The sequence below is a fragment of the Pseudomonas sp. SH10-3B genome (assembly GCF_019891415.1).
Taxonomy (GTDB): Bacteria; Pseudomonadota; Gammaproteobacteria; order Pseudomonadales; family Pseudomonadaceae; genus Aquipseudomonas.
Genome location: NZ_JAFLXD010000044.1, coordinates 1 through 24,411 on the forward strand (window position 1 = coordinate 1; position 24,411 = coordinate 24,411).

At 61.3% G+C, this 24,411-nt stretch carries 21 protein-coding genes and 1 tRNA gene; 16 read left to right on the top strand and 6 right to left on the bottom strand.

Annotated features, from left to right (window positions below):
- Positions 1-122: 122 nt before the first annotated feature.
- Positions 123-887, bottom strand: coding sequence for a methanethiol S-methyltransferase (gene mddA / locus J1G35_RS24795; protein ID WP_223016269.1), 765 nt, complete (start codon positions 885-887; stop codon positions 123-125).
- A 300-nt stretch (positions 888-1,187) separates the two neighbouring features.
- On the opposite strand from mddA, the gene J1G35_RS24800 reads away from it, so the two are divergent.
- Positions 1,188-1,262, top strand: a tRNA-Leu gene (locus J1G35_RS24800).
- A 52-nt stretch (positions 1,263-1,314) separates the two neighbouring features.
- The gene (locus tag J1G35_RS24805; RefSeq protein WP_223016270.1) at positions 1,315-3,588 is read left to right on the top strand and encodes a hypothetical protein; all 2,274 of its coding nucleotides are present in this window, start codon (positions 1,315-1,317) and stop codon (positions 3,586-3,588) included.
- A gap of 186 nt (positions 3,589-3,774) precedes the next feature.
- On the opposite strand, the gene J1G35_RS24810 is transcribed toward J1G35_RS24805, so the two are convergent.
- Both J1G35_RS24810 and J1G35_RS24815 read right to left on the bottom strand, forming a co-directional pair.
- A complete protein-coding gene (locus tag J1G35_RS24810) occupies positions 3,775-5,019 on the bottom strand; it encodes a saccharopine dehydrogenase family protein (RefSeq protein WP_223016271.1) in 1,245 nt (414 codons plus the stop codon).
- Positions 5,020-5,047: 28 nt separating this feature from the next.
- Positions 5,048-6,145 (bottom strand): carboxynorspermidine decarboxylase, encoded by a 1,098-nt coding sequence (locus J1G35_RS24815; protein ID WP_027607243.1) that lies wholly within the window; start codon positions 6,143-6,145, stop codon positions 5,048-5,050.
- Positions 6,146-6,411: 266 nt separating this feature from the next.
- Here J1G35_RS24815 and J1G35_RS24820 point away from each other — a divergent pair, with 266 nt between their 5' ends.
- The 7 genes from J1G35_RS24820 to J1G35_RS24850 all read left to right on the top strand — a co-directional run bounded on the left by J1G35_RS24820 (position 6,412) and on the right by J1G35_RS24850 (position 13,392).
- Positions 6,412-7,431, top strand: coding sequence for a LacI family DNA-binding transcriptional regulator (locus J1G35_RS24820; RefSeq protein ID WP_223016272.1), 1,020 nt, complete (start codon positions 6,412-6,414; stop codon positions 7,429-7,431).
- The gene (locus J1G35_RS24825; RefSeq protein WP_027607241.1) at positions 7,415-8,419 is read left to right on the top strand and encodes an ABC transporter substrate-binding protein; all 1,005 of its coding nucleotides are present in this window, start codon (positions 7,415-7,417) and stop codon (positions 8,417-8,419) included. Before J1G35_RS24820 ends, J1G35_RS24825 begins: the two co-directional genes overlap by 17 nt.
- Positions 8,420-9,238 (top strand): ABC transporter permease, encoded by an 819-nt coding sequence (locus J1G35_RS24830; RefSeq protein ID WP_053134326.1) that lies wholly within the window; start codon positions 8,420-8,422, stop codon positions 9,236-9,238. It begins immediately after the preceding gene.
- Positions 9,235-10,029: an ABC transporter permease subunit gene (locus tag J1G35_RS24835; protein WP_223016273.1), complete on the top strand. Its 795-nt coding sequence runs from the start codon at positions 9,235-9,237 to the stop codon at positions 10,027-10,029. The genes J1G35_RS24830 and J1G35_RS24835 overlap by 4 nt, the downstream gene beginning before the upstream one ends.
- Positions 10,026-11,057 (top strand): ABC transporter ATP-binding protein, encoded by a 1,032-nt coding sequence (locus J1G35_RS24840; protein ID WP_223016274.1) that lies wholly within the window; start codon positions 10,026-10,028, stop codon positions 11,055-11,057. Before J1G35_RS24835 ends, J1G35_RS24840 begins: the two co-directional genes overlap by 4 nt.
- A 10-nt stretch (positions 11,058-11,067) precedes the next feature.
- On the top strand, positions 11,068-11,901 hold the full coding sequence (locus tag J1G35_RS24845) for a phosphodiesterase (RefSeq protein ID WP_223016275.1): 834 nt from the start codon (positions 11,068-11,070) through the stop codon (positions 11,899-11,901).
- A gap of 171 nt (positions 11,902-12,072) precedes the next feature.
- Positions 12,073-13,392, top strand: coding sequence for an OprD family porin (locus tag J1G35_RS24850; RefSeq protein WP_223016276.1), 1,320 nt, complete (start codon positions 12,073-12,075; stop codon positions 13,390-13,392).
- 132 nt (positions 13,393-13,524) lie between these two features.
- On the opposite strand, the gene J1G35_RS24855 is transcribed toward J1G35_RS24850, so the two are convergent.
- A complete protein-coding gene (locus J1G35_RS24855; RefSeq protein ID WP_223016277.1) occupies positions 13,525-15,168 on the bottom strand; it encodes a GGDEF domain-containing protein in 1,644 nt (547 codons plus the stop codon).
- A 193-nt stretch (positions 15,169-15,361) separates the two neighbouring features.
- Between J1G35_RS24855 and metE the strand changes: the two genes are divergently transcribed.
- On the top strand, positions 15,362-17,650 hold the full coding sequence (metE, locus tag J1G35_RS24860; protein ID WP_223016278.1) for a 5-methyltetrahydropteroyltriglutamate--homocysteine S-methyltransferase: 2,289 nt from the start codon (positions 15,362-15,364) through the stop codon (positions 17,648-17,650).
- 55 nt (positions 17,651-17,705) lie between these two features.
- On the opposite strand, the gene J1G35_RS24865 is transcribed toward metE, so the two are convergent.
- Positions 17,706-18,860: a DUF1624 domain-containing protein gene (locus J1G35_RS24865; protein ID WP_223016279.1), complete on the bottom strand. Its 1,155-nt coding sequence runs from the start codon at positions 18,858-18,860 to the stop codon at positions 17,706-17,708.
- Positions 18,861-19,039: 179 nt separating this feature from the next.
- Between J1G35_RS24865 and J1G35_RS24870 the strand changes: the two genes are divergently transcribed.
- The 5 genes from J1G35_RS24870 to J1G35_RS24890 all read left to right on the top strand — a co-directional run bounded on the left by J1G35_RS24870 (position 19,040) and on the right by J1G35_RS24890 (position 23,393).
- Positions 19,040-19,576, top strand: coding sequence for a DUF924 family protein (locus J1G35_RS24870; protein WP_223016280.1), 537 nt, complete (start codon positions 19,040-19,042; stop codon positions 19,574-19,576).
- Positions 19,577-19,671: 95 nt separating this feature from the next.
- Positions 19,672-20,304: a glutathione transferase gene (gene yfcF, locus J1G35_RS24875; protein WP_223016281.1), complete on the top strand. Its 633-nt coding sequence runs from the start codon at positions 19,672-19,674 to the stop codon at positions 20,302-20,304.
- A gap of 111 nt (positions 20,305-20,415) precedes the next feature.
- Positions 20,416-21,147 (top strand): GntR family transcriptional regulator, encoded by a 732-nt coding sequence (locus J1G35_RS24880; RefSeq protein WP_223016282.1) that lies wholly within the window; start codon positions 20,416-20,418, stop codon positions 21,145-21,147.
- 97 nt (positions 21,148-21,244) lie between these two features.
- On the top strand, positions 21,245-22,525 hold the full coding sequence (locus J1G35_RS24885) for an MFS transporter (RefSeq protein ID WP_141155320.1): 1,281 nt from the start codon (positions 21,245-21,247) through the stop codon (positions 22,523-22,525).
- Positions 22,526-22,553: 28 nt separating this feature from the next.
- Positions 22,554-23,393 (top strand): amidohydrolase family protein, encoded by an 840-nt coding sequence (locus J1G35_RS24890; protein ID WP_223016283.1) that lies wholly within the window; start codon positions 22,554-22,556, stop codon positions 23,391-23,393.
- On the opposite strand, the gene J1G35_RS24895 is transcribed toward J1G35_RS24890, so the two are convergent.
- Positions 23,370-23,633, bottom strand: coding sequence for a hypothetical protein (locus tag J1G35_RS24895; protein ID WP_223016284.1), 264 nt, complete (start codon positions 23,631-23,633; stop codon positions 23,370-23,372). The two genes, J1G35_RS24890 and J1G35_RS24895, sit on opposite strands and share 24 nt — an antisense overlap.
- A 131-nt stretch (positions 23,634-23,764) precedes the next feature.
- Here J1G35_RS24895 and J1G35_RS24900 point away from each other — a divergent pair, with 131 nt between their 5' ends.
- Entirely contained in the window at positions 23,765-24,409 is a 645-nt protein-coding gene (locus J1G35_RS24900) for a hypothetical protein (RefSeq protein ID WP_053134298.1), read from the top strand.
- Positions 24,410-24,411: the final 2 nt, after the last annotated feature.

Below are 24,411 nucleotides of genomic sequence, written 5' to 3' on the forward strand. Positions count from 1 at the left end.
GGTTTTGGGGGTGCTGCGCACCCCAACGCGGGACAAGCCCGCTCGCCACAGAGGTCCCAGTTTGCTGCGCGACAGCGCTACGTCGAAGAGGTAGTGGGGCCTCCCGCGCCACAAACGGCTATTCAGCGTCCTTTTTTGCGCGTCTTCGACCCCGGCAAAATCATGCCTACCTGCTGTTGGTATCGCCGATACCGCTCACCGAACAACGCCACCAGATCCTTTTCTTCAAAGCTGGCGCCAATGAAGAGGTAAACCGTCATCCCTGTCGCAAACAACAGGTGCCCGGCCGTCATGTACGGCGTTGCCCAAAAGGCGATCAGGAAACCCAGGTACAGCGGGTGACGCACGATCCTGTAAAACAGCGGCGTCCTGAATACTGGCGCCTGTGGTGTGGTTTTGCGCCAACGGTCGATGGCTTGCTTGAGTCCGAACAGCTCGAAGTGATTGATCAGAAAGGTCGACAGTAGCGCAATGCCCCAGCCCATCCAGAACAAGCCGATCAACAGGGCCTTGGCCCAGGTCTCTTCGACCTCCCACACCGTAAGCGTGATGGGTTGCCATAGCCAGAAGATCAACCCGAGCACCAGGCTGCTGAGCATTACATACGTGGAGCGTTCAACTGGCGCAGGCATGAATGCCGCCAGCCACTGCTTGAAGCCTTTGCGCGCCATGGCCGTGTGCTGGACGCCGAACAGCAGGATCAGTGCGCAGTTGATCAGCACGGCGATTGGCCACGCGAGGAGGGGGCCATCGTTGATGTTCTTGGGCACCGCCACGCTGCCGACGAAGCCGATCAAATATAAGCACGTGATGAGGAACACCACGTAGCAGCAGGCGCTGTACACCAGCCCGATGGCAAGGGCGGTGCGGTTATTGTCGAGGTGCATGAGCGTGCCTTTCCCACTGGGTGAATGGGCAGCAAACCCGCAGGTCAGCCATTCCATGGCTAAGCCTAGCGGGTTTTGTGTGCGCGGTACGCTGGGAGAATTGACAGCTCTCAGCGTTGGGGGCAGTAGGATTCAGCTGATAGTGGGCTGATTCGGCAAGTCATACGGCATTCCCCGGAATAACGGGCAGAGATCCCCGGCGGTTCCTACAAAAAAGAAGTACGTTGTCGTCAGCCATTATTTAATGATGACCTCGCACCTTCACATCCTTCAGCAATTGCCAGACAATGCGCCCGCTGTTCCGGAGTAGTTCAGCGGTAGAACACTCGGCTCAGGACCGGGTGGGCGCTGGTTCGAATCCAGCCTCCGGACCCATCACATCACAAGGCAATCTGGACACATGCCCAGAACACACGGGGTGACTGGTATGGGCGCGGGTTATGCGGTTTTCCAACTGTCCAAAGCGCTGATTGCGCACGATAAAAATTGCGGTCCCCTCGCTCGCTTTAAAGCCAGCAGACGTATTTCACAGTGGCAGCAGGTAATTACGCACATGCTGCAAGGCACCGCTGAGTACGGCTCGCGCGCTCCGATTGCCGGGCTTCCCGCCTGGGTTACGCTGGAAGTCATTACGGGGGGCTTTGCTACCGGCAACCTTTTGGCCGGTGGCGAACTGACCGACTATGAGCGTGAACTGGCCGTCTCTATTCCGGGTGTCCGCCCGGGGTTCGAGCGGTTGGACATCAATGCCTGGCACCTGACGGATGATGGCCTTGATGCTTTGCACCAGCGTCTGACCGCTTTTGACTATAGCGTTGAGGTACCGGAAGAGGCCGCGTTACTGACAGTGGCCTGGCTGTCAGGCCAGCAGCGCAACGATGAAGCCAGGGCACTGATAGACCTGATTGTTCCGTTCTTCGATCGATTGCGTTTCTTTCCGTCAATCTCCGTGCAGCTCCCGGTTTCAGCCACACAGGTTCACATAGTTGATGCCGGTGAGGTCAAGGAATTGCTTTCAACCCTGCCGCCTCACGCTCAGATCGTTGCTCAGAAACAGAGTATCGAAGCCCGTCTGCCCCTATATGATTCAGCCGTTGCGCATTTCCTCCTGACTTATCAGGCTGGCTGGCCGTGCCGCAGTTACCCGGTTCAGTGGCATGAGCAGGCAGCCGAATTAGATACGCGTTATAAAAGCCTTGGACTCAACAAACGCACCCCCGATCGTGTGGAGGAATTGTTTCTTCTGCTCGAGCAATGCGCCCGCGATGCTGAATCGCTCACAGGGCGTCAGGTAGGTCGCATCAGGCGAATTGTCGATGACTTCGTGCGCAAGCATGGCGCGCCGAATTCGGCCTCTCACCTTGCGTTCCGTGCGAAGCAACTTCGCCAGGTTGCGGGGCCAGAGCATCACCTGATTGCGCGTGCCGTGGCAAAGCGTCTCTCCAAGTATCCGGCACAAAGTGGTATTTCGGATTTTGTCGATTTGGTCGTTCCGCTCACTGCTGAGGAGGCATTGGAGTGCGCGCAGGGCGGATGTGTCGCGATACCCGTGGCGATCCTGCGGCGAGTTCAACGCTGTCGCAGTGGGACGATCAGCGAATTGATCGAGCATGGGCTCATCACTTCGGGTGACACAGTCGCACGGCTGCTGCCCGCGATGACCGCTCAGCTCAGTAGCTCGGGGTTACGCGACGAAGCACTGAGGATGGTGTACGCCTCGACCTACCAGGCTTTCCGTCGACGGCGTTCGTTATTGCTATTGAACCTTCAGCGTCAGGTCGGCTTCAGTGAGTTGCCATGGGTTAGTGCGATTGAAGGTGACCGGCAGTCAGGCGTTGGTGCAGCGAGTGCCGCCAGGCAATCTCTTGTTGAATCATCGGCATTGACGATTCATGCCTTTCCTTATGCCATCCTTCCTAACAAGCTTCTCCAGGAGTTTGGAGCGCTGGCGGACACTGCAGGACTAGATCTTCCCTTCGTGGAGGAGGTCGCTGCAGATATTTTCATGGGGCAGTTTTCACGTAAGTTCGCTGACAATGCCCGGCGAGCGGGAGGGGTGATCGCAGGCACCCTATACGCACGTTACTACGCGATTGATGCCGATGAACTGGCCCGTCTGGTCACCACAGGGCGACGACATGCGCGAGTTTCAAGCGATGCCTTCGCCGCCTTATGCGCGAAGCGCGCGGAGGCTAGGTTGGGCGCGTGGCACCCTGCAACCAATGGCACCATCCTTGAGCAGCAGCAGATTTTAACCACTCAAAACCTCGCACTGCTTTTCGATGAGCTTGGATTGAAAGTTTTACTGAAGCCTCGACTAGGGAGCATGGTCCAGGCGTGTTTTGAGTGGATCTGCAAACGGCACCAGATGCAGACTGAGCACTATCATGCTCGGTTGATAATGCTGAAAAACACGGCCTATGCCTGGCGTCAGATGGTGTTTTACCTTGCGATGCTTGACGAATATGAATGCCAAGATGCGTTGAGGGCTGTCGAGGCTTATTTCGCCACGCAGCCTGTGGCTTTCCGAGAAAAATTTCTACCGTTGATGAGTGGCTTGCGCAAGGCCGTTGCAGGCGAAGTATTGCCTCAGCAGGGTCCAACAGCCGATGGTGCGAGGGTATTTCTGGGATGGGCCACTACACGTCACTGGCTACTACCTCCGCAGCACGTTGAATCAAGCCGGGCCGTTGAGCCGTAGGTAATCCGTTGTTTGATGCTGACGTGTTTGAACTGCTCGCAGGCTTAGACTCATTTGGCCCGGAACCTGGAGTGACGAACACTGCCCCTCCCACATTGAATTTTCAGTGTCTTGGAAATAGGTATCCGCCCAAACAAAAAATGCGCCCCTGAGGGCGCATTTTTTTGTTCGGTCAGCTATCGCCTATCAGGCAATCGCATCCCAGGCCCGGTCACCGTTCTCGTCCTTGATCCGAGTCGGCAAGCCCATCACGTCCAGCGCCTTGAGGAACGGTTCAGCCGGCAGTTCCTCGACGTTGGCCATGTGTTTCACATCCCACTCGCCACGGGCGACCAGCAGCGCGGCGGCTACCGGTGGAACACCTGCGGTGTAGGAGATGCCCTGGCTGTCGGTTTCAACGTAGGCTTCTTCGTGATCCGCTACGTTGTAGATGAACATCTCGCGCGGCTGGCCGTCCTTGGTGCCTTTGACCAGGTCGCCGATGCAGGTCTTGCCGGTGTAGCCCGGGGCGAGCGAAGACGGGTCGGGCAGCACGGCCTTGACCACTTTCAACGGCACCACTTCCAGGCCTTCGGCGGTGGTGACCGGCTTCTCGGAGAGCAGGCCGAGGTTTTTCAGCACGGTGAACACGTTGATGTAGTGTTCGCCGAAGCTCATCCAGAAACGCACGTTGGGCACGTCGAGGTTTTTCGACAGCGAGTGCACTTCATCGTGGCCGGTGAGGTAGAGGTTCTGCGAACCCACGACCGGCAGGTCGTCGGTGCGTTTGACTTCGAACATGGTGTTGCTGGTCCACTGGCTGTTCTGCCAGCTCCACACCTGCCCGGTGAATTCGCGGAAGTTGATTTCCGGATCGAAATTGGTGGCGAAGTATTTGCCATGGGAGCCGGCATTGACGTCGAGGATGTCGATCGAATCAATGCGGTCGAAATGCTGTTGCTGCGCCAGCGCGGCATACGCGTTGACGACACCCGGGTCGAAGCCCACGCCAAGGATGGCGGTGATGTTCTTCTGTTTGCACTCTTCCAGGTGGTTCCATTCGTAGTTGCCGTACCACGGCGGGGTCTCGCAGACCTTGCCCGGCTCTTCGTGGATGGCGGTGTCGAGGTACGCAACGCCCGTGTCGATGCAGGCACGCAGGACCGACATGTTGAGGAACGCGGAACCCACGTTGATGACGATCTGCGATTCGGTGTCGCGGATCAGGGCCTTGGTCGCTTCCACGTCCAGGGCGTTCAGCGCGAAGGCCTGGATGTCGGCGGGAACCTTGAGGCTACCCTTGGCCTTGACGCTGTCGATGATGGCCTGGCATTTGGAGATGTTGCGCGACGCGATAGCAATACGACCGAGTTCGTCGTTGTGCTGCGCGCACTTGTGGGCCACCACCTTGGCGACACCTCCTGCACCAATGATAAGAACGTTCTTTTTCAATTGCTTTATTTCTCCTATATCCGCCAGCTTACGAAAGGCTGGACAGGTAGTCGTCGTAACCAAATTCACGAACCACTTCGACTGTACCGTCGAGTTGTTTCACTACGATGGACGGCATTTTCAGGCCGTTGAACCAATTTTTCTTGACCATGGTGTAGCCCGCGGTGTCGATGAACGACAGCCGATCGCCGATGGCCAGCGGACGATCAAATTGATACTCGCCGAAGATGTCCCCGGCCAGGCAGGATTTGCCGCAGACCATGTAGGTGTGTTCACCCTCGCTTGGCGCCAGCTTGGCGTTGAGGCGATAGATCAACAGGTCCAGCAGGTGGGCTTCGATGGAGCTGTCCACGACGGCGAGGTTTTTGCCGTTGTAGAGGGTGTCGAGCACGGTGACTTCCAGGGAGGCACTGTTGGTGATCGCCGCTTCGCCGGGTTCCAGGTAGACCTGCACGTCGTACTTCTGCGAGAACGCCTTGAGGCGCTGGCAGAAGGCGTCGATGGCATAGCCTTCACCGGTGAAGTGGATGCCGCCGCCGAGGCTGACCCAGTTGACCTTATGCAGCAGCGCGCCGAAGCGTTCTTCGATGGTGTTCAGCATCTGGTCGAACAGGTTGAAGTCGCCGTTCTCGCAGTTGTTGTGGAACATGAAGCCGGAGATCTGCTCGATCACGCCTTCAATCTTCACCGGGTCCCATTCGCCCAGGCGGCTGAACGGACGCGCCGGGTCGGCCAGCAGGTAGTCGGAGCTGCTCACCTGCGGGTTGACGCGCAGGCCGCGGGTCTTGCCTTCGCTGCGCTCAGCAAAACGCTGCAGCTGGCTGATGGAGTTGAAGATGATCTTGTCGCAGTTATCGAGCATCTCTTCGATTTCATCGTCGGCCCAGGCCACGCTGTAGGCGTGCGCCTCACCTTCGAACTTCTGGCGACCGAGCTTCAACTCGTACAGCGACGACGAGGTGGTGCCGTCCATGTATTCCTGCATCAGGTCGAACACCGACCAGGTGGCAAAGCACTTGAGCGCCAGCAGGGCCTTGGCGCCGGACTGCTCGCGCACGTAAGCAATCTTCTGCATGTTGACCAGAAGCTTCTGTTTATCGATGAGGTAGTACGGCGTTTTGATCATTTTTGAGAGCCTGCGGCGGTGCCTGCCAAAAAAGGACACGCATTGTGCCCGCACTTGGATCGAATCGAAAGGTTAGCCGGCGGATTTCGCACGCCGGTTTTTCAAGCATAGCCCCGGAGTATGACTATCTAAGGATATGCACCGGTCCACATATTGGCCTATGTGACTTTGTTGCACTGCCATCAAACCGTCATCTCCCCACCACCTTCCTGCCACATTCCGCCGTTACTGTCCTCGCCAATGAGATCGATCTCAAGCGAGTAAACATGACTGACCTGAAAGACGTTGCGCGGCTGGCTGGCGTATCCCGCGCTACCGCCGCCCGCACTTTTGCCTCCCCCGACCAGGTGCGCCCGGCGACCCGTGAGCAGGTGTTCGCCGCCGCCCGTGAGTTGGGGTTTCGGCCCAACCTGCTCGGCCGCCAACTGCGCCTGCAAACCACCCAGTTGATCGGCGTGGTAGTGCCCAACCTGCTCAACCCGGTGTTCGCCGAGCAGTTCCAGGCCATGGAGCGTGCCGCGCGGTTGCGTGGCTACAGCCTGGTGCTGGCGACCACCGACTACAGCAGCGAGCGCGAGTGCATCGTAGTGGAAGAACTGCTGCGCCAGCGCGTCGATGGCCTGGTGCTGACGGTCACCGATGCCGAAAGCAACAGCGTGCTCAGCAGCCTGAATACCGAACAAACCCCGTTCGTGCTGGCCTATCACCAACCGAGCAACCCCAACTACAGCGCCGTGTCGGTGGACAACCGCGCGGGCATGGCCTTGGCCACGCGTTACCTGCTGGAGGCCGGTCATCGACGCATCAGCATGGTCGCCGGCCCCGCCTTGCAGTCTGACCGCGCACGCCTGCGCTATGCCGGTTACTGCGACGCGATGAAGGAATACGGCCTCAACAGCCGCGCGGTGATCGAAATGCCCGCGCATACCCAGGCCGAATTCGCCGCCATCGAGCCGTACCTCAACGGCTCCGACGCCCCCAGCGCCCTGGTGTGTTCCAACGATTTCCTGGCTATCAGCCTGATCGCCGAGCTGCGCCGCAATGCCTGGAATGTACCCGGGCAGTTGTCGGTGATGGGCTTTGACGGCATCGCCCTCGGCACCCAGATGCACCCGACCCTGTGCAGCGTGGTGCAGCCCATCGCGCTGCTGGCCAGCACGGTGATTGACCAACTGCTGGCGCAGATCGCCGGTAACGACCCGGTTTCCCATTGCCTGCCTTGCCATATCCGGCCGGGCGAAAGTACCCAACCGTTTGAGGAGTCCCTTGATGCGCGCATTCAGTAAAACCCTGGCCGCCGTGCTGCTGTGCGGTGTGGCCAGCCTGGCCCAGGCCGCCGAAACGGCTATTTGCTACAACTGCCCGCCGGACTGGGCCGACTGGGGCACCCAGCTCAAGGCCATCGCTGCCGACACGGGTGTGCAGGTGCCGCTGGACAACAAGAACTCCGGCCAGTCCCTGGCGCAACTGGTGGCCGAAAAGGCCGCGCCGGTCGCGGACGTGGTGTATTACGGCGTGACCTTCGGCTTGCAGGCGCAAAAGGCCGGCGTGGTCGAGGGCTACAAACCCAAGGGCTGGGAGCAGATCCCTGCCGGGTTGAAAGACCCCGCCGGCCAGTGGTTTGCGATCCACTCCGGCACCCTGGGCATCATGGTCAACGTCGATGCATTGGGTGGCCTGCCGGTGCCGCAAAGCTGGGCCGACCTGCTCAAGCCGCAATACAAAGGCATGGTCGGCTACCTGGACCCGTCCAGCGCCTTCGTCGGTTACGTCTCTGCCGTGGCGATCAACCGCGCAATGGGCGGCGACCTGGACAACTTCGCCCCGGCCATCGACTACTTCCAGAAACTGGCGAAAAACGCCCCCATCGTGCCCAAGCAGACCGCTTATGCGCGGGTGCTGTCCGGCGAGTTGCCGATCCTGGTGGACTACGACTTCAACGCCTACCGCGCCCGCTACAAAGACAACGCCAACGTGGCCTTCGTGATCCCCAAGGAAGGCAGCATCAGCGTGCCCTATGTGATGAGCCTGGTGGCCAACGCGCCGCACCGCGCCAATGGCGAGAAGGTGCTGGACTTCGTGCTGTCGGACCAAGGCCAGGCCCTCTGGGCCAAGGCTTACTTGCGCCCGGTACGCCCGGTGACCATGCCGGCCGACGTCGCCGCGCAGTTCCTGCCCGACAGCGATTACGCCCGCGCCGGTGTGGTGGACTATCAGAAAATGGCCGCTGTGCAGGAAGCCTTCGCCGCCCGTTACCTGAACGAGGTCAAGTAAGTGGCTGCATCGGCAAAACAGGCAGCCTGGGCGCTGGCCCCGGCCTTTGCGGTGCTGTTCGCGTTCTGGCTGTTGCCGCTGGCGCACTTGATGGTGCTCGGCGCCGACAGCCGCGACAGCCACGGCAGCGGCTATTGGCAGGTGCTCAGCAGCGCGCAGTACCTGGGCAGCCTGGCGCAGACCTGCGTGCTGGCCATCGTGGTGACGTTCACCGCGTTGTTGATCGGTGGCATCAGCGGCGTATTCCTTGCGCGCCAGCAGTTTTTCGGGCGCTCGGCGTTGGTGGCGTTGCTCACGTTTCCCCTGGCGTTTCCCGGGGTGGTGGTGGGCTTCCTGGTGATCCTGTTGGCTGGGCGCCAGGGGCTGCTGGCGTCCCTGGGCCTGCAATTGGCCGGTGAGCGCTGGATCTTTGCCTACTCGCTGGCCGGGCTGTTTGTCGGCTACCTGTACTTCTCGATTCCGCGGGTGATCCTCACGGTGATGGCCGCGTGCGAAAGCCTCGACCGCAGCCTGGAAGAAGCCGCGCATTCGCTGGGAGCAGGGCACTGGCGGGTGGTCTGCGACGTGATCGTGCCGGGCCTGGCGCCGGCGTTGGCGTCCTGCGGCGCGATCTGCTTCGCCACCTCCATGGGCGCCTTCGGCACCGCGTTCACCTTGGGCACGCGCCTGAATGTGACCCCAGTGGCGATCTACAATGTATTCACCAACTACGCCAACTTTGCCGTCGCCGCCGCGTTGTCGGTGGTGCTCGGCGCGGTGACCTGGGCGGTGTTATTGCTCACGCGACGCCTGGTGAAAAATGCGGGGACTGTCTTGTGAAACGCTCATCGCTGTTTGTGATGCAACTGCTGTTCACCTTACTGGTGTGCGCGTTCATGTTGGTGCCGGTGCTGATGTCATTGCTGGCCGGGTTGACGCGCAATTTCTTCGTCGGCGTGTCCAGCGGCCTGACCTTCGACTGGTTGATCCAGGTCTGGCAGGCCTATTCGCCCAACGTATGGCTGTCGTTGCAATTGGCGCTGGCGTGCGCGGTGTGTGTCTGCGTGATCGGCGTGCCGGCGGCCTATGCGCTGGTGCGCATGAACAACCGCTTCAGCCGTGCCTTCGAAGAACTGATGGTGCTGCCGGTGGCGATGCCGGGGCTGGCCAGTGCGCTGGCGTTGCTGCTCACCTATGGCCAGTTCGGCACGTTTCGCAGCAGCTGGTTGTTCATCCTGGTCGGCCATGTGTTGTTCACCTTGCCGTTCCTGGTACGTCCGGTGATGGCGGTGATGCAACGCCAGCAACTGCCGGTGCTGGAAGAGGCGGCGGCCAGTCTGGGCGCCGGGCCGATCAAGCGCTTTTTCAGCGTGGTGGTGCCCAACTGCCGGGCGGGGATTCTGGCCGGCGTGCTGATGGTGGTGACCTTGTCGTTGGGCGAATTCAACCTGACCTGGATGCTCCACACACCGATGACCAAGACATTGCCCGTGGGCCTGGCCGACAGCTACGCCTCGGCGCGCCTGGAAATCGCCAGCGCCTACACCCTTATCTTTTTGCTGATGATCGTGCCGCTGCTGATTGCGTTGCAGGCCATCAGCGCTCGTTTGTCCCGTGGAGAGCGTCGATGACCGCTATCACTATCCGCCTGCAAGGCTGTCGCAAGGCGTTCGCCGACGGCACCGTGGCTGTGCATGACCTGAACCTGACCGTCGAAGGCGGTGAAACCCTGGCGATCCTCGGCCCGTCCGGCTGCGGCAAGACCACCACCTTGCGCCTGATTGCCGGCCTGGAACGCCCGGATGTGGGCCAGGTTTTTTTCGGCACCGACGACGTCACCCGCCTGCCCATCGAGCGCCGCGACGTGGGCATGGTGTTCCAGAACTACGCGCTGTTTCCCAACCTCGATGTGGCCGGCAATATCGTCTACGGCTTGAAGATTCGCGGCATGGCGCCGCTTGCGCGGAACAAGCGCTGCGAGGAACTGCTGGAGCTGGTCGGCTTGCAACAGCATGGCAAGCGCAGCATCCACGAATTGTCCGGTGGCCAGCGTCAACGCGTGGCCTTGGCCCGTGCCTTGGCGCCGCGCCCTAAAGTGCTGTTGCTGGACGAACCGCTGGCCGCCCTGGATGCGCAATTGCGTGAGCGCTTGCGCAGCGAGCTGAATGAGCTGCTGCGCGGCCTCGGTATCACCTCGGTATTTGTCACCCACGATCAGGGCGAAGCCATGGCCCTGGGCGATCGTATCCTGGTGATGGAGCACGGCCGCGTCGCGCAACTGGCCAGCCCACGGGAGATCTACCAGAAACCGGCCAATGCGTTCGTCGCCGGTTTTGTCGGCAACCTGAATGCCTTTGCCGTCAACTCGCGAACAGCCCATGGCCTGAAAGTCTGCGGCGGCGAGTTGCCGTGGCAGGCCGCCGACGTGCCCAACACGGTGTACTGCCGCCCCGAACACCTGCGGGTGATGGAGAGCGAAGGGCACTTGCACGGCCATCTATTGGCGCAGTTTTTCCAGGGTGCCCAAAGCCGCCTGCTGGTGGACGTGGGCGGCCCGCAACCGTTGCTGGTGGACAGCAGCGACAACCACCTGTACGCCGTCGGCGCGCCGATTGCCCTGGCGATTGCGCCGCACATGTTGTTCACCCTGAATGCGTGAGAGTTTGCTTGTGAATCGTCCGTTTCTTGTTGCGCAAATCAGCGACCTGCACCTTAAAGCCGGCCAGCGCCTGACGTATGGGGTGGTCGATACCTTGGGCGCGCTGCGCCGTGCCGTCGACCATTTGAACGCCAGCCAGCCTCGGCCCGATATCGTGGTGATCAGCGGTGACCTGGTGGACTTCGGCCGCGCCGATGAATACGCCGTGCTGCACCCCGAACTCGCGCGCCTGCACATGCCGTGCTACCTGGTGCCCGGCAACCACGACACACGCGGTCCGTTGCTCGAGGCATTCCGTGATCACGCCTATTTGCCGTTGTCGGCAGAGGGACCGTTGGACTGGGTGGTGGACGAGCATCCGCTGCGCTTGATCGGTCTGGACTCGACTATTCCGGGTGGGCACGGCGGCCAGCTACTGGACAGCCAATTGCACTGGTTGGACGCGCAACTGGCACGACGCCCGGACGCGCCGACGTTGCTGATCCTGCACCATCCGCCGTTTATCAGCGGCATCGGCCATATGGACCGCGAACCCTTTATCAACGCTGCGGCGCTGGAAGCGGTTGTGTCTCGCCATCCGCAAGTGGAACGCCTGCTGTGCGGGCACCTGCACCGGCCGATGCAGCGACGCTTTGGCGGCAGCTTGAGTTGTGTGTGCCCCGGCACCTCCCATCAGATTGTGCTGGACCTGCAAGACGCCGCGCCCGCGCATTTCAACCTGGAACCGGCGGGGTATTTGTTGCATCGCTGGGATGCGCAACACGGCTTGATCAGCCACAACGGCGTGTTCGGGGATTACCCGGGGCCGTATCCGTTTTATGACGCTCATGGATTGATTGACTGAGTTTTACGGAGGTTTCACTTCACTCAACCAGCTAACTAAGCAACTGAGTAACTTAGCAACTAGGCAACTGAATAACCGTTAACGCCGCGGCCAACGTCACGTTTGGCCGACGGCATCCTGCTGCCCATTTTTTGCGCCCGGAACTTGGATTCCGCGCCGGAGTTCGTCCTGATGAAAGCCACGTTGAATGTATTAAGTGTATTGACCGGCGGCCTGGGCATTGCCCTGAGCCCCTTGGCGTCTGCTGACTTTTTGAGCGACAGCAAAGCCAACTTGAGCATGCGTAACTTTTACTTCAATAACGACAACCGCGACGGCACGGCGGCACCGTCGAAGACCGAAGAGTGGGGCCAGGCCTTTATACTCAACTACCAGTCGGGCTTTACCGACGGCACCGTCGGCTTTGGCCTGGACGCCATCGGAATGCTCGGCGTGACCCTCGACAGCAGCGCCGCGCGCCATGTCGGCAGCTCGATGATCCCCACCGAAGACGGCAAGGCCACGGACAACTGGGCCCGTGGCGGCGCCACCGCCAAGGCGCGGTTTGCCAAGACCGAAGCGCGCTACGGCTACCTGCGCCCGAACCTGCCGATCCTGGTGAGCAACGACGGCCGCCTGTTGCCGCAGTCGTTCGAAGGCGGGCAGGTCACCAGCAAGGACATCGACAACCTGACCCTGGTCGGCGGCCAGCTTGAGCACACCACCGGTCGTGGCTCCAGCGACCGCAGCGGTCTGGCAGCGGCGGGCGGTACCCAGGAGAGCAATAAATTCACCTACGCCGGTGCGGACTACCAACTGACCAAGGACCTGATGGTCCAGTACTACTACGCCAACCTCGAAGACTATTACCAACAACACTTCGCCGGGTTGATCCACGTATTGCCGTTGGGCGAATACGGCTCATTGAAAACCGACCTGCGCTACTTCAAGACCAGCTCCGACGGTAAAAACAGCAGCGCCGCCGGCCGTGCCGAAGGCTACAAGCTGGGCGGCTATACCAAGAACGGTAACGGTGAAATCGACAACAAGACCTGGAGCGCCGCGTTCATCTACTCCCTGGGCCCGCACGCGATCACCGCCGGCTACCAGCAAGTCTCGGACGACAGCAACTTCGCCCAACTCAACCAGGGCGGCCTGGTGAACAAAGGCGAGGGCGGTGCCAGCCTGTACCTCTACACCGACCGCACCGTGCAGACCTTCATCCAGGCCGGCGAGCGCACCGCCTTCGCCCAGTACGCCTACGACTTCGCGTCGCTGGGTGTACCCGGCCTCAAGGCCTCGGTGATGTACCTCAAGGGCGAGCACATCCTTACCACCAGCGGCAACGACGCCAGCGAGTGGGAGCGCGACATCTCGTTGGATTACGTGGTGCAGAGCGGCACATTCAAGAACGTCGGGTTCGGTTGGCGTAACGGCGTGTCACGCAGTGAAGTGGCGCGGGACCAGGACCAGAATCGGGTGTTTGTGAGTTATTCGATTCCGTTGATGTAGTACCGCTGAGCCCCTCACCTTTGTAGGAGCGAGCTTGCTCGCGAAAAACGTCAACGATAACGCGCCTGTTCAGAATGCCAGCGGTGTCCTTGGGTTCTTCGCGAGCAAGCTCGCTCCTACAGGGGGGCTCGCTCACGCCACCCGGTTCCTGCCCGCGCCCTTGGCCTCATACAAGCGCATGTCTGCGCGCTTGAGCAATGCCAGGGAGTCGCGGTCAGAAGGCTCTGCCACGCCCACGCCGATACTCACCGTGACCTGGCCCACGGTCGGGAACTTCGCGGCCGCCACGGCCGCGCGGATTTTTTCGGCGACCACGTCGGGGCTGTCCGGCTCTTCGACTTCCGGCAGCAGCACGGCGAATTCTTCCCCGCCATAACGCGCGACGAAGTCGGTGGCGCGCGTGGTGTTTTCTATCAGTGCCGCGAGTTGGCACAGCACATCATCGCCAACGGCGTGGCCGTAGGTGTCGTTGACGCGCTTGAAGTAGTCGGCATCGATCAGCAGCAGGGCGAAGGTGCGGCCGGTACGCTGGAACAACAGGCTGTTTTCGGCGAGTTTTTCGTCGAAGCGGCGCCGGTTGAACACGCCGGTGAGGGCGTCGTGGGTGGCCAGCTTGAGCAGGTCGGCGTTGGCCTGGGTGAGGTCGGCGGTGCGTTGCGCCACGGTAGCTTCCAGGGAGGCGTTGGTTTCTTGCAGTTCGCGTTCCTTGGCGAGCAGCGAGTGCGTCATGCCGGTGAGCGATTGCCCCAGTTGGGCGATCTCCAGCACCGGGTGTTCCTGGGGAAAGACTGCGCCGGGCTGATGGTCCTGCACCTGTTTGGCGGACCTGGCCAGGCGCTCGATGGGACGGCTGAGTGATGAGGCAAGGTAATACGCGGCCACGACAAAGCTGATCGCGGCCAGCAGCCCGAGCACCAGCAATTTGTACAGCAGGCTGCGCGCCGGTTGCAGGGCCACGTCCAGCGGCTGGCGCACCATGATGTACCAGCTCACCCGCGCGTTGGACGGGCTGGGCACGGCGACCGAGGCGGTGACGTAGCCGTTGCCTGTGAACCAACCGGTTGGCGTCACCAGTTTGTCCTTAGGCATTTGCTCACCGGCGAGGACTTCGGGGTAGAGCACCTTGCCATCGAAGTCGACAATCAGCGCTTCAACGTTGGGTATGGCGTCTTTTTGCGTTACGGCGGAATCGACGATCTGTGTCACCCAGCGCCAGTGGGCATGAGCGCCCAGCACGCCGATCGTCTCGCCACGGGCATTGTGAATCGGTGCGGCAAAGTCGATAAAGCGCAGCGGCTCGCCATTCGCCGCGCCTGGCAGCAGTTTGGCCAGCAACACCGCCTCGTGGGGATCGCCGGTGTACTCGCCGCGCAGGCCGGCCTGGAACCAGGGGCGTTGCTGCACCGATTGGTTGACCAGCAGCCCGTTGACCGCCTGGCGCACACGCCCCTCGGCGTCGGCAACCCCCATCCACGCGTACTCGGCGCGCGATTGCGTGCGCAGTTCCATCAAGGCCAGGATATCCGGCGCATCCAGGTCACCACGGCGAAACAGCGGGGCCTTGCTGAGCAAGGACACTTCCAGCTGCCGTTCGCGCAATTGCACAGCCAACAGTGCCGCCGTCGAGCGCGCAGTGCTCAACAGCGTGTTGCCACTGGCCTGTTTCATCTGCTCAGTGGCGATGTGCCCCACGTAAAAACCCACGCCCATCAAGATGAGCAGCGATAACCCGGCAAACCACAGGGTCAGGTGACTACGCAGGCTGGCTTTGATCATGAGTGCTCATTTGAAGGGTTATTTCGGGCCATGGTATGCGTAATAGATAGGCCGCGACCAGCGGTGGGTTGACCTGATCAGGGCTATCAACATGAGAAAATTTTGTGATCGTCTGGAATAAAATGAGTTTGTCTCACTATGCTCGGGTGTCGACAATGGCTGCCATTGAATACCTACTCTGGAGTTGTAAGTCATGGCAGTCGCTCATTCCCTCGGATTTCCGCGCATTGGACGCGATCGTGAACTGAAAAAAGCGCAGGAAGCGTTCTGGAAGGGCGAACTTGACGAAGCCGGCCTGCGGGCCGTCGGCCGTGAATTGCGCAAGACCCACTGGGATCTGCAGAAACAGGCCGGTATCGAGTTGCTGCCTGCCGGCGATTTTGCCTGGTACGACCAGGTGCTGACCCACTCGCTGATGTTCGGCGTGATTCCCGAGCGTTTCCGCCCGGCCGACGGCAACGCCACCCTGCACACGTTGTTCGCCATGGCCCGGGGCGTCAGCGACAGCTGCTGCGGCGGTGCCCATGCCCAGGAAATGACCAAGTGGTTCGATACCAACTACCACTACCTGGTGCCTGAATTCAGTGCCGACCAGCAGTTCCACCTCGGTTGGGACCAACTGTTCGACGAAGTTAAGGAAGCCCGCGACTTGGGTCACACCGTCAAGCCGGTGGTGATCGGCCCGCTGACGTACCTGTGGCTGGGCAAGGCCAAGGGCGGTGAATTCGACAAGCTCGACCTGCTTGAGCGCCTGCTGCCGTTGTACGGCCAGATCTTCCAGCGTCTGGCCGACCTCGGCGTGGAATGGGTGCAGATCGACGAGCCGATCCTGGTCCTCGACCTGCCGCAGGAATGGAAGAACGCGTTCGAGCGTGCCTACAACCTGATCCAGCGTGACCCGCTGAAAAAGCTGGTGGCGACCTACTTCGGTGGCCTGGAAGAGAACCTCGGCCTGGCCGCGAACCTGCCGGTGGATGGCCTGCACATCGACCTGGTGCGTGCGCCGGAGCAGTATCCGACCATCCTCGACCGCCTGCCCGCTTATAAAGTGCTGTCCCTGGGCGTGGTCAACGGCCGTAACGTCTGGCGTTGCGACCTGGAAAACGCCCTGGCCACTTTGCAGCACGCCCATGAAAAACTCGGTGATCGCCTGTGGGTGGCGCCATCCTGCTCGCTGCTGCACAGCCCGGTGGACCTGGGCCGTGAAGACCAGTTGGATGCCGAGCTGAAAAGCTGGCTGGCGTTCGCTGTGCAGAAGTGCGCCGAAGTGGCGGTGCTGGCGAAAGCCGTCAACCAGCCTGAAGCGCCCAACGTCCTCGCCGCCCTGGCCGAAAGCCGCGCCGTGCAGGCTGCCCGCGCTGCCTCGCCGCGTATCCACAAGCCTGCGGTACAGGCGCGTGTGGCGGCGATTACCCGCCAGGACAGCCAGCGCCAGTCGCCGTTTACCCAGCGCATCGAGAAACAACGTGCCGGCCTGAACCTGCCATTGTTCCCGACCACCACCATCGGTTCGTTCCCGCAGACCGCGTCGATCCGCCTCGCGCGCCAGTCGTACAAGGCTGGAAAGTTGAGCGAAGCCGAATACGTCGAAGCCATGCACAGCGAGATTCGTCACGCCGTCGAGGTGCAGGAAAACCTCGGCCTGGACGTGCTGGTGCACGGTGAAGCCGAGCGTAACGACATGGTCGAGTACTTCGCCGAGCAGTTGGACGGCTACGTGTTCACCCGTTTTGGCTGGGTGCAGAGCTACGGTTCGCGTTGCGTGAAGCCGGCGGTGATCTTCGGCGACCTGAGCCGCCCGAAGGCGATGACGGTGGAGTGGATCCGCTATGCCCAAGGCCTGACCCGCAAGGTGATGAAGGGCATGCTGACCGGCCCTGTGACCATGCTGATGTGGTCGTTCCCGCGCGAAGACGTGAGCCGCGAAGTGCAGGCCCGCCAACTGGCCTTGGCGATTCGCGACGAAGTGGTTGACCTGGAAGCCGCCGGCATCCAGATCGTACAAATCGACGAAGCCGCGTTCCGCGAAGGCTTGCCGTTGCGCCAGGCGCACTGGCAGGGGTACCTGGACTGGGCCACCGAAGTGTTCCGCCTGTGCGCCTCGGGCGTGCGGGATGAAACCCAGATCCATACGCACATGTGCTACAGCGAGTTCAACGATGTGATCGAGTCCATCGCGGCCATGGATGCCGACGTGATCACCATCGAGACGTCACGCTCGGACATGGAGCTGCTGGATGCGTTCGAAGCTTTCGCGTACCCCAATGACATTGGCCCAGGCGTCTACGACATCCATTCACCACGCGTGCCGGATGCCTCGGAAATGGCCAACCTGCTGCGCAAGGCCGCCCGGCGGATTCCTGCCGAGCGCTTGTGGGTAAACCCGGATTGCGGGTTGAAGACGCGGGGGTGGCCGGAGACGGAAGCGGCGTTGATCCATATGGTCACCGCAGCTCGCCAGCTACGGGCTGAGTTGGCTTAACATCGTACTAAGGGTGGGAGGGGGCAAGCCCCTCCCACATTTAGTCCATGTCAGGTCAGAGGTATTTAAGCCAGGCCAGGTCGCGCCGCCGCGCTTTGAGCGCGGCGAACCAGCGCACCGGCGGGTAGAGCGCCAGGGGTAATACCAGCGCCATCAGCCACACCGCGCCCATGCTGTCGAAGCCAAAGTAGTTGCCATGGTTCACGCCAAACAGTGCCACACAGGCGACATACAGCACTTTCAGCACATACAGGTGCAGCAGATAAAAGAACATCGGCACCGAACCAAACACCGCCAACACGCCGATCCAGCGTCGATGCCCCGCGCGTTCAAACGCCAGCAACAGCAACAACCCAATTCCCAGCGTCAATGCCAGGAACAACAGCGAAGGCGGGTACTTGGTGACGTTGAAAAAACTCATCAGCGTCTGCATGCCGCTGTCATACGTCTGCCAGGGCTTCTCGCCATAGCCATTGAGCGCACGCAACAGCACAAACCCCGCCAATGCACTCACACCGCCGAGCAGCAAGAACCGCTGGCGCACGGCAGGCAGCGTGGCATTGGCAAACCACGGGCCCAGGCCGTAACCGAGGGCAATCACGCCGATCCACGGCAGCACCGGGTAAGTCGTGCGCAGGCGCAGGGTGTCGGACACGTCAATCCAACTGCGTTCATGCAGGATCGTCCACGGAATATGCAGCGCCGAGCCTGGATCGAAATGCAGCCCATCCAGCAGGTTGTGCCCGCCGATGATCACCAGCGCCAGCACAATCAACAGCGGGCGCGGCAACCACACCAGGGCGGCGAGGGCGAGCATGCTGATGCCAATCGCCCAGATCACCTGCAGATAGATCACGCTGGGCGGTATCTGGAAGGTCCAGGCGAAGTTGACCAGGGTGAGCTCCAGCACCACCAGGAACAACCCGCGCTTGAACAGGAACGCCGACACATCGCGGCGGCCCTGGTATTTCTGGCCGTATAAAAAGGCGGACAAGCCAGTGAGCAGCACAAACACCGGCGCACACAGGTGGGCGAGGGTGCGGCTGATAAACAGTGCGGGTTCGGTGCTGTCGATGCTCATGGGATCGCTGACTTGCCGATGCAACAGGAAGGTCTCTCGCACGTGGTCGAGCAGCATGAACAGGATCACCAGCCCACGCAGGGCGTCGATGGAGAGCAGGCGTTGGCGCAGGGGAACGGCATCGGTCATGGGCGGAATCACAGGGCAGGGTGGAAAATTGGCGTTATCTTATAACAATAAGCAGCCGCTTGCCGCGACGCTCTAAAGCCCGACGCAAATCAATGTGGGAGGGGGCTTGCTTCCACATTGATTCGCCCAGATCGTGGATTCTGATACCGTCAGTGAAATCGTTTTCGTAGGCCCTCAGCATGAGCACCCCCCAAGCCGTCATCGACTTCTGGCAGCACGCCGGTCCCAAACGCTGGTTCGCCAAGGACGATGCCTTCGACGCAAACTTTCGCGAGACCTTCCACGCTACCCACCTGCAAGCCGCCCGGCGTGAGTTGGAAAGCTGGCTGGATTCAGCCGAAGGCGCCTTGGCCTTGCTGATCCTGCTCGACCAATACCCACGCAACGCCTTTCGCGGCACCGCGCACATGTTCGCCACCGACCCGCTCGCGCGCCTGTATGCCCAGCGCATGGTGGACGCCGGGCTCGACCAGCAGGTTGAGCCGGCATTGCGGGCGTTCTGTTATTTGCCGTTCGAGCACTCGGAAGACCCAAAGGACCAGCAACGCTCCCTGACCCTCAACCAGCAGCTGGATGCCAACACTTACCGCTGGGCCAAGGAACACGCGCAGATCATCGAGCGATTCGGGCGTTTCCCCCATCGTAATGCGGTGCTGGCCAGGGTCACCACGGCTGAAGAACGCGCGTTTCTGGACCAGGGCGGGTTTGCCGGTTAACCCGGTATTCCGCCCAGGAATGCCCCCATAAAAACCGCGCATTGTCTTTCTTGGCGCGCATCTCGTAGCGTAGGGCTTCACCCAAGGAGCCCGTTATGAACCAGCCCCCGTTGCGCCTCTACGTTGATTCGCTCTACACCAGCCCGTACGCGATGTCGGTGTTCGTTACCCTGCGGGAAAAAGGCCTGGCCTTCGACCAGATCACCCTGGACCTCGACGCCGCGCAGAACCAGACGGCCGACTTCGCCCACCTCTCCCTGACCCAGCGCGTGCCGACCCTGGTAGAAGGCGATTTTGCCTTGTCGGAATCCTCCGCGATTACCGAGTACCTGGACCAGGCCTACCCCGAGATCAGCGTGTATCCGGCCGATCCAAAACAGCGGGCGAGGGCGCGACAGGTACAGGCGTGGCTGCGCAGTGACTTGCTGCCGATCCGTCAGGAACGCTCGACGATGGTGGTGTTCTACGGGCAGAAGATGCCCCCACTGACCGCCGTGGCTGAAGCGGCTGCTGCCAAGTTGATCAATGCGTCGCAGGCGCTGCTGGCGGGTAATCCGCCGTACCTGTTCGGTGAGTGGTGCATTGCTGACGTGGACTTGGCGGTGATGCTCAATCGTCTGATTCTTAACGGTGACAGCGTGCCCGCCGAGCTGGTGGCCTACGCGCAACGCCAGTGGAGCCGGCCGTCGGTCCAGGCGTGGGTCAACCTGCAACGTCCTGCGCTGTAACCCGACCACTCATCATCCCTGTGCGGTGGCGCCCTTGACAGGCGTCACCCGCTGGGCAAATACTCTCGCCATATTCATATATATGACTAAATAACAAAGTGAATGTGGCCTATGAATACGCTCTCCAGTGATGCCCGCCTGCCGCTTTATCAACGCCTGCGCGACCATCTGGTCGAACAGATCGCCAATAATCGCTGGCGCCCCGGCGAAGCCATTCCCACCGAAGCGGTGCTGTCCGCCGAATACGAGCTGTCTACCGGCACCGTGCGCAAGGCGGTGGATGCGTTGGTGAGCGAGGGCATTCTTGAACGCCAGCAGGGCCGTGGCACCTTTGTGCGCCGCCCGCAATTCCAATCCTCGCTGTTTCGATTCTTTCGTTTTCAAGGCCCCTCGGGCGAGCGCCAGGTGCCGGAAAGCCGCATCCTGACGGTCGAGTCCGTGGCCGCTCCGTCGGCGGTCAGCGAGGCATTGGGCCTGGCGCCCGAGGCCGAGGTGATTCGTATCATGCGTACCCGTCTGCTGGACGTGCAGCCGTTGCTGGCCGAAGAGATCTGGCTACCGCGCACACGCTTCCAGGCGTTGCTCGACCTCGATTGGTCCCAGCAGGGCCCGTTGCTCTACCCGGTGTATGAGAGTGTCTGCGGGCAAGTGGTGGCCTCGGCCGAGGAAACCCTCACCGCCGAATCCGTCAACGCGGTGTACGCGCGCTTGCTGCAGGTTCCGGTCAACAGCCCGGTGGTGGTGATCGAGCGTCTGGCGCGTGATTACGCCGGCCAGCCGCTGGAGTGGCGACGCTCCCGTGGGCACGCCGAGCACTTCCGCTACCGCGTGGATATTCGCTGACGGCGCACCCGCACCTTTAACTGTTTGCCCACACTGGCCCTGCAACGGCGCGGTTCGCGCGCGGCTGCCCGGCGTTTGACCTATAAGGATAAAAATCATGTTCAGCTGGTATCGCCAAGTCACTCCTCGGGAGCGCAAGACATTCTGGGCCTGCTTCGGCGGGTGGTCCCTCGACGCACTGGAAGTGCAGATGTTCGGCCTGGCGATTCCGGCCTTGATTGCCGCGTTCGCCTTGAGCAAGGGCGATGCGGGGCTGATCAGCGCCGTTACGCTGATCACCTCGGCCATCGGCGGTTGGGTCGGCGGCACGTTGTCCGACCGCTACGGCCGGGTGCGCACCTTGCAGTGGATGATCCTGTGGTTTTCGTTTTTCACCTTTCTGTCGGCGTTTGTCACCGGTTTCCACCAGTTGTTGATCGTCAAGGCGCTGCAAGGCTTCGGCATCGGTGGTGAATGGGCGGCGGGCGCAGTGTTGATGGCCGAGACCATCAATCCCAAGTATCGCGGCAAAGTCATGGGCACCGTGCAGAGCGCGTGGGCCGTGGGTTGGGGTGCGGCGGTCGGCATCTTTGCGCTGATCTATTCGTTTGTGCCGCAGGACATGGCGTGGCGCGTGATGTTTGTGGTGGGCTTGCTGCCGTCGTTCCTGATCATCTGGGTACGCCGCAACGTTGAAGAGCCCGACAGTTTTCAGCGTCTGCAAAAGGAACAGGCGATCCCGCAGAGTTTCTTCAAGTCCCTGGCGGGGATCTTCCGCCCCGAGTTGATCCGCGTCACGCTGTTCGGCGGCCTGCTAGGCCTGGGTGCGCACGGTGGTTACCACGCGGTGATGACCTGGCTGCCGACCTTCCTCAAGACCGAGCGCAACCTGTCGGTGCTCAACTCCGGCGGGTACCTGGCGGTGATCATCTTTGCCTTCTGGTGTGGCTGTGTGGTCAGTGGGCTGCTGATCGATCGCATCGGCCGGCGCAAGAATATCGTGTTGTTCGCCCTGTGCTGCGTGATCACCGTGCAGGCCTACGTGTTCCTGCCGCTGAGCAACACCCAGATGCTGTTCCTCGGCTTTCCGCTGGGCTTCTTTGCAGCCGGTATCCCGGCCAGCCTGGGCGCGCTGTTCAACGAGCTGTACCCGGCAGACGTGCGCGGCGCCGGTGTGGGTTTTTGCTATAACTTCGGGCGCGTGCTGTCGGCGGTGTTCCCGTTCCTGGTGGGGCATATGAGTGATTCGATGTCCCTGGGCTCGGCCATCGGCATTGATGCGGGGATCGCCTATGGCGTCGCCGTGATCGCTGCGCTGTGCCTACCGGAAACCCGTGGCCGGGTGTTGGAAGCTGCACCGGTCAACAGCGTTACTACCGGCCAGCGCGCCCAGGCCTGATACCCCTTACGGATGAAAGACGACCTCCATGCTTGATCACCGCTCCACGCCCATCACGGGCATCGACGCCCACGCCCACGTGTTCAGCCAGGCGCTGACCCTGGCCGGCGAGCGCCGCTACACCCCCGGGTACGACGCCACGCTGGCCGACTACCTCGCGCACTTGCACGCCAATGGCCTGAGCCACGGCGTGCTGGTGCAGCCCAGTTTCCTCGGCACCGACAACCGCTACCTGCTGGCGGCCTTGCAACAGGCGCCTGCCCAGTTGCGCGGAGTGGTGGTCGTGGCGCCGGACATCGGCCGCGACGCCTTGCAGGCCATGGCCCGCCAGGGCGTGGTAGGCGTGCGCTTGAACCTGGTCGGCAGGGCGCTGCCGGATTTTGCCGCGCACGGCTGGAAGGTGTTCTTTGCGCAGATCGCCGAGCTGGGCTGGCATGTGGAACTGCACCGCGAGGTGGGTGACTTGCCACACCTGGTGCGGCAATTGATCCCATTCGGAATCAAGCTGGTGATCGACCACTTCGGACGGCCTGATGCACGGCTGGGCGTCGATCAGCCTGCCTTTGTCGAGCTGCTCGAGTTGGGCCTCAGCGGCCATCTATGGCTGAAAGTCTCGGGCATCTATCGCCTGGCCGGCACCCCGGTGCAGAACCTGGCGTTTGCCCGCCAGGCCATGCCCTTGCTGCAACAGAGCTTCGGTCTGCGCCGGCTGGTGTGGGGCAGTGACTGGCCGCATACCCAGCACGAAACGTCCATCCATTACGCCAGTGTGGTGGAGCAACGTCAGGCCCTGGGCTGTTCGCAGCAGGTTGAGCAGGCGTTGCTGATCGACACCCCAAGCCGGTTATTCGGCTTCCACCGTCCGTAGCCACGCCTGTTCCACGCGCCGGTCCAGGTCTTCCCAATCGGCCATGCCCAGCACCCGGGTGGTGTTCAAGCCACGCAGGTAACCGCGCAATTGCTGGGCACTGGCGTGCACCTGGTCGGCCTCTGACGCCTCATCCAGCAGCACCTGTTCATAGTCGACCAGGTAGTCGGCGACCCGCTCACGAAACTCCGGCAAGACGGCTTCGCGGATGCGATCGAAGGTTTTTTGGTGGGGCTTCATGGCGGGATCCTTATAGATTTTATGTGAGCACTATCGCTTCAGATAATAGTCACCATCACGCAACGCAAGTTCTGTTTTTGCAGGGAAAGCGCAAAATTGCCCCATCGAGACGCTGTTCAAGGAAATGCGCGATGAGGACGATTATTCAGCTTGGTTTAATGATTCTGATGCTCGCCACGGTGGTGGTGAACAATGCAGCCATCGCCGATGAACTGCGTGCAGGCCATTTGCTACCTATCGTCGGTAGCGTAAACTCCCTGCAGCATGCGCAATCGGTGGGCGTGTTGTTAAGCGATAACACCCGCGACAACCTCAGCTACCTTGAACGCTACCACGACATGGCCATGAACGGCGCCAAGAATGCCCTTGACGGGCGTATCCGCGAGGCGTTCGTCAACAGTTCCGACCCGGAACTGGCGATTGATTGGTTGATGAGCTCGCTGCAGGGAACCTTTCTGTCGGTGACGGTCTACGACAACCTGGATGCCCTGGTGCAGGCTCACCCGGATGTGGTGGTGATGCTCGATACCCATAACCAACTGCTGACCCAGCGTAACGATCAGGTCGAGGCGCGTTTTATTGCGCGGTTCTATGACGCCGATCTGCAATACATCGCCAAGGCCGAAGGCTCCGTGCGCAAGCAGCTGCCATCGGTGTGGGTGCACGACAAGGCCGCACCGGAGATTGCCGCGCGGATTGAGCAGCAGCGGGATGTGCAGCTCGACGCCCTGAAGCAGTTCGATGCCTCGCTCAAGGCGCTGGTGCGTGCGGGTTGATG

Coding starts and splice junctions, on each gene's coding strand:
- J1G35_RS24850 (WP_223016276.1), top strand. CDS start 12,073: ATGAAAGCCACGTTGAATGTATTAAGTGTATTGACCGGCGGCCTGGGC.
- mddA (WP_223016269.1), bottom strand. CDS start 887: ATGCACCTCGACAATAACCGCACCGCCCTTGCCATCGGGCTGGTGTAC.
- metE (WP_223016278.1), top strand. CDS start 15,362: ATGGCAGTCGCTCATTCCCTCGGATTTCCGCGCATTGGACGCGATCGT.
- J1G35_RS24805 (WP_223016270.1), top strand. CDS start 1,315: ATGGGCGCGGGTTATGCGGTTTTCCAACTGTCCAAAGCGCTGATTGCG.
- J1G35_RS24880 (WP_223016282.1), top strand. CDS start 20,416: ATGAATACGCTCTCCAGTGATGCCCGCCTGCCGCTTTATCAACGCCTG.
- J1G35_RS24865 (WP_223016279.1), bottom strand. CDS start 18,860: ATGACCGATGCCGTTCCCCTGCGCCAACGCCTGCTCTCCATCGACGCC.
- J1G35_RS24870 (WP_223016280.1), top strand. CDS start 19,040: ATGAGCACCCCCCAAGCCGTCATCGACTTCTGGCAGCACGCCGGTCCC.
- J1G35_RS24895 (WP_223016284.1), bottom strand. CDS start 23,633: ATGAAGCCCCACCAAAAAACCTTCGATCGCATCCGCGAAGCCGTCTTG.
- J1G35_RS24820 (WP_223016272.1), top strand. CDS start 6,412: ATGACTGACCTGAAAGACGTTGCGCGGCTGGCTGGCGTATCCCGCGCT.
- J1G35_RS24825 (WP_027607241.1), top strand. CDS start 7,415: ATGCGCGCATTCAGTAAAACCCTGGCCGCCGTGCTGCTGTGCGGTGTG.
- yfcF (WP_223016281.1), top strand. CDS start 19,672: ATGAACCAGCCCCCGTTGCGCCTCTACGTTGATTCGCTCTACACCAGC.
- J1G35_RS24840 (WP_223016274.1), top strand. CDS start 10,026: ATGACCGCTATCACTATCCGCCTGCAAGGCTGTCGCAAGGCGTTCGCC.
- J1G35_RS24855 (WP_223016277.1), bottom strand. CDS start 15,168: ATGATCAAAGCCAGCCTGCGTAGTCACCTGACCCTGTGGTTTGCCGGG.
- J1G35_RS24900 (WP_053134298.1), top strand. CDS start 23,765: ATGAGGACGATTATTCAGCTTGGTTTAATGATTCTGATGCTCGCCACG.
- J1G35_RS24885 (WP_141155320.1), top strand. CDS start 21,245: ATGTTCAGCTGGTATCGCCAAGTCACTCCTCGGGAGCGCAAGACATTC.
- J1G35_RS24890 (WP_223016283.1), top strand. CDS start 22,554: ATGCTTGATCACCGCTCCACGCCCATCACGGGCATCGACGCCCACGCC.
- J1G35_RS24815 (WP_027607243.1), bottom strand. CDS start 6,145: ATGATCAAAACGCCGTACTACCTCATCGATAAACAGAAGCTTCTGGTC.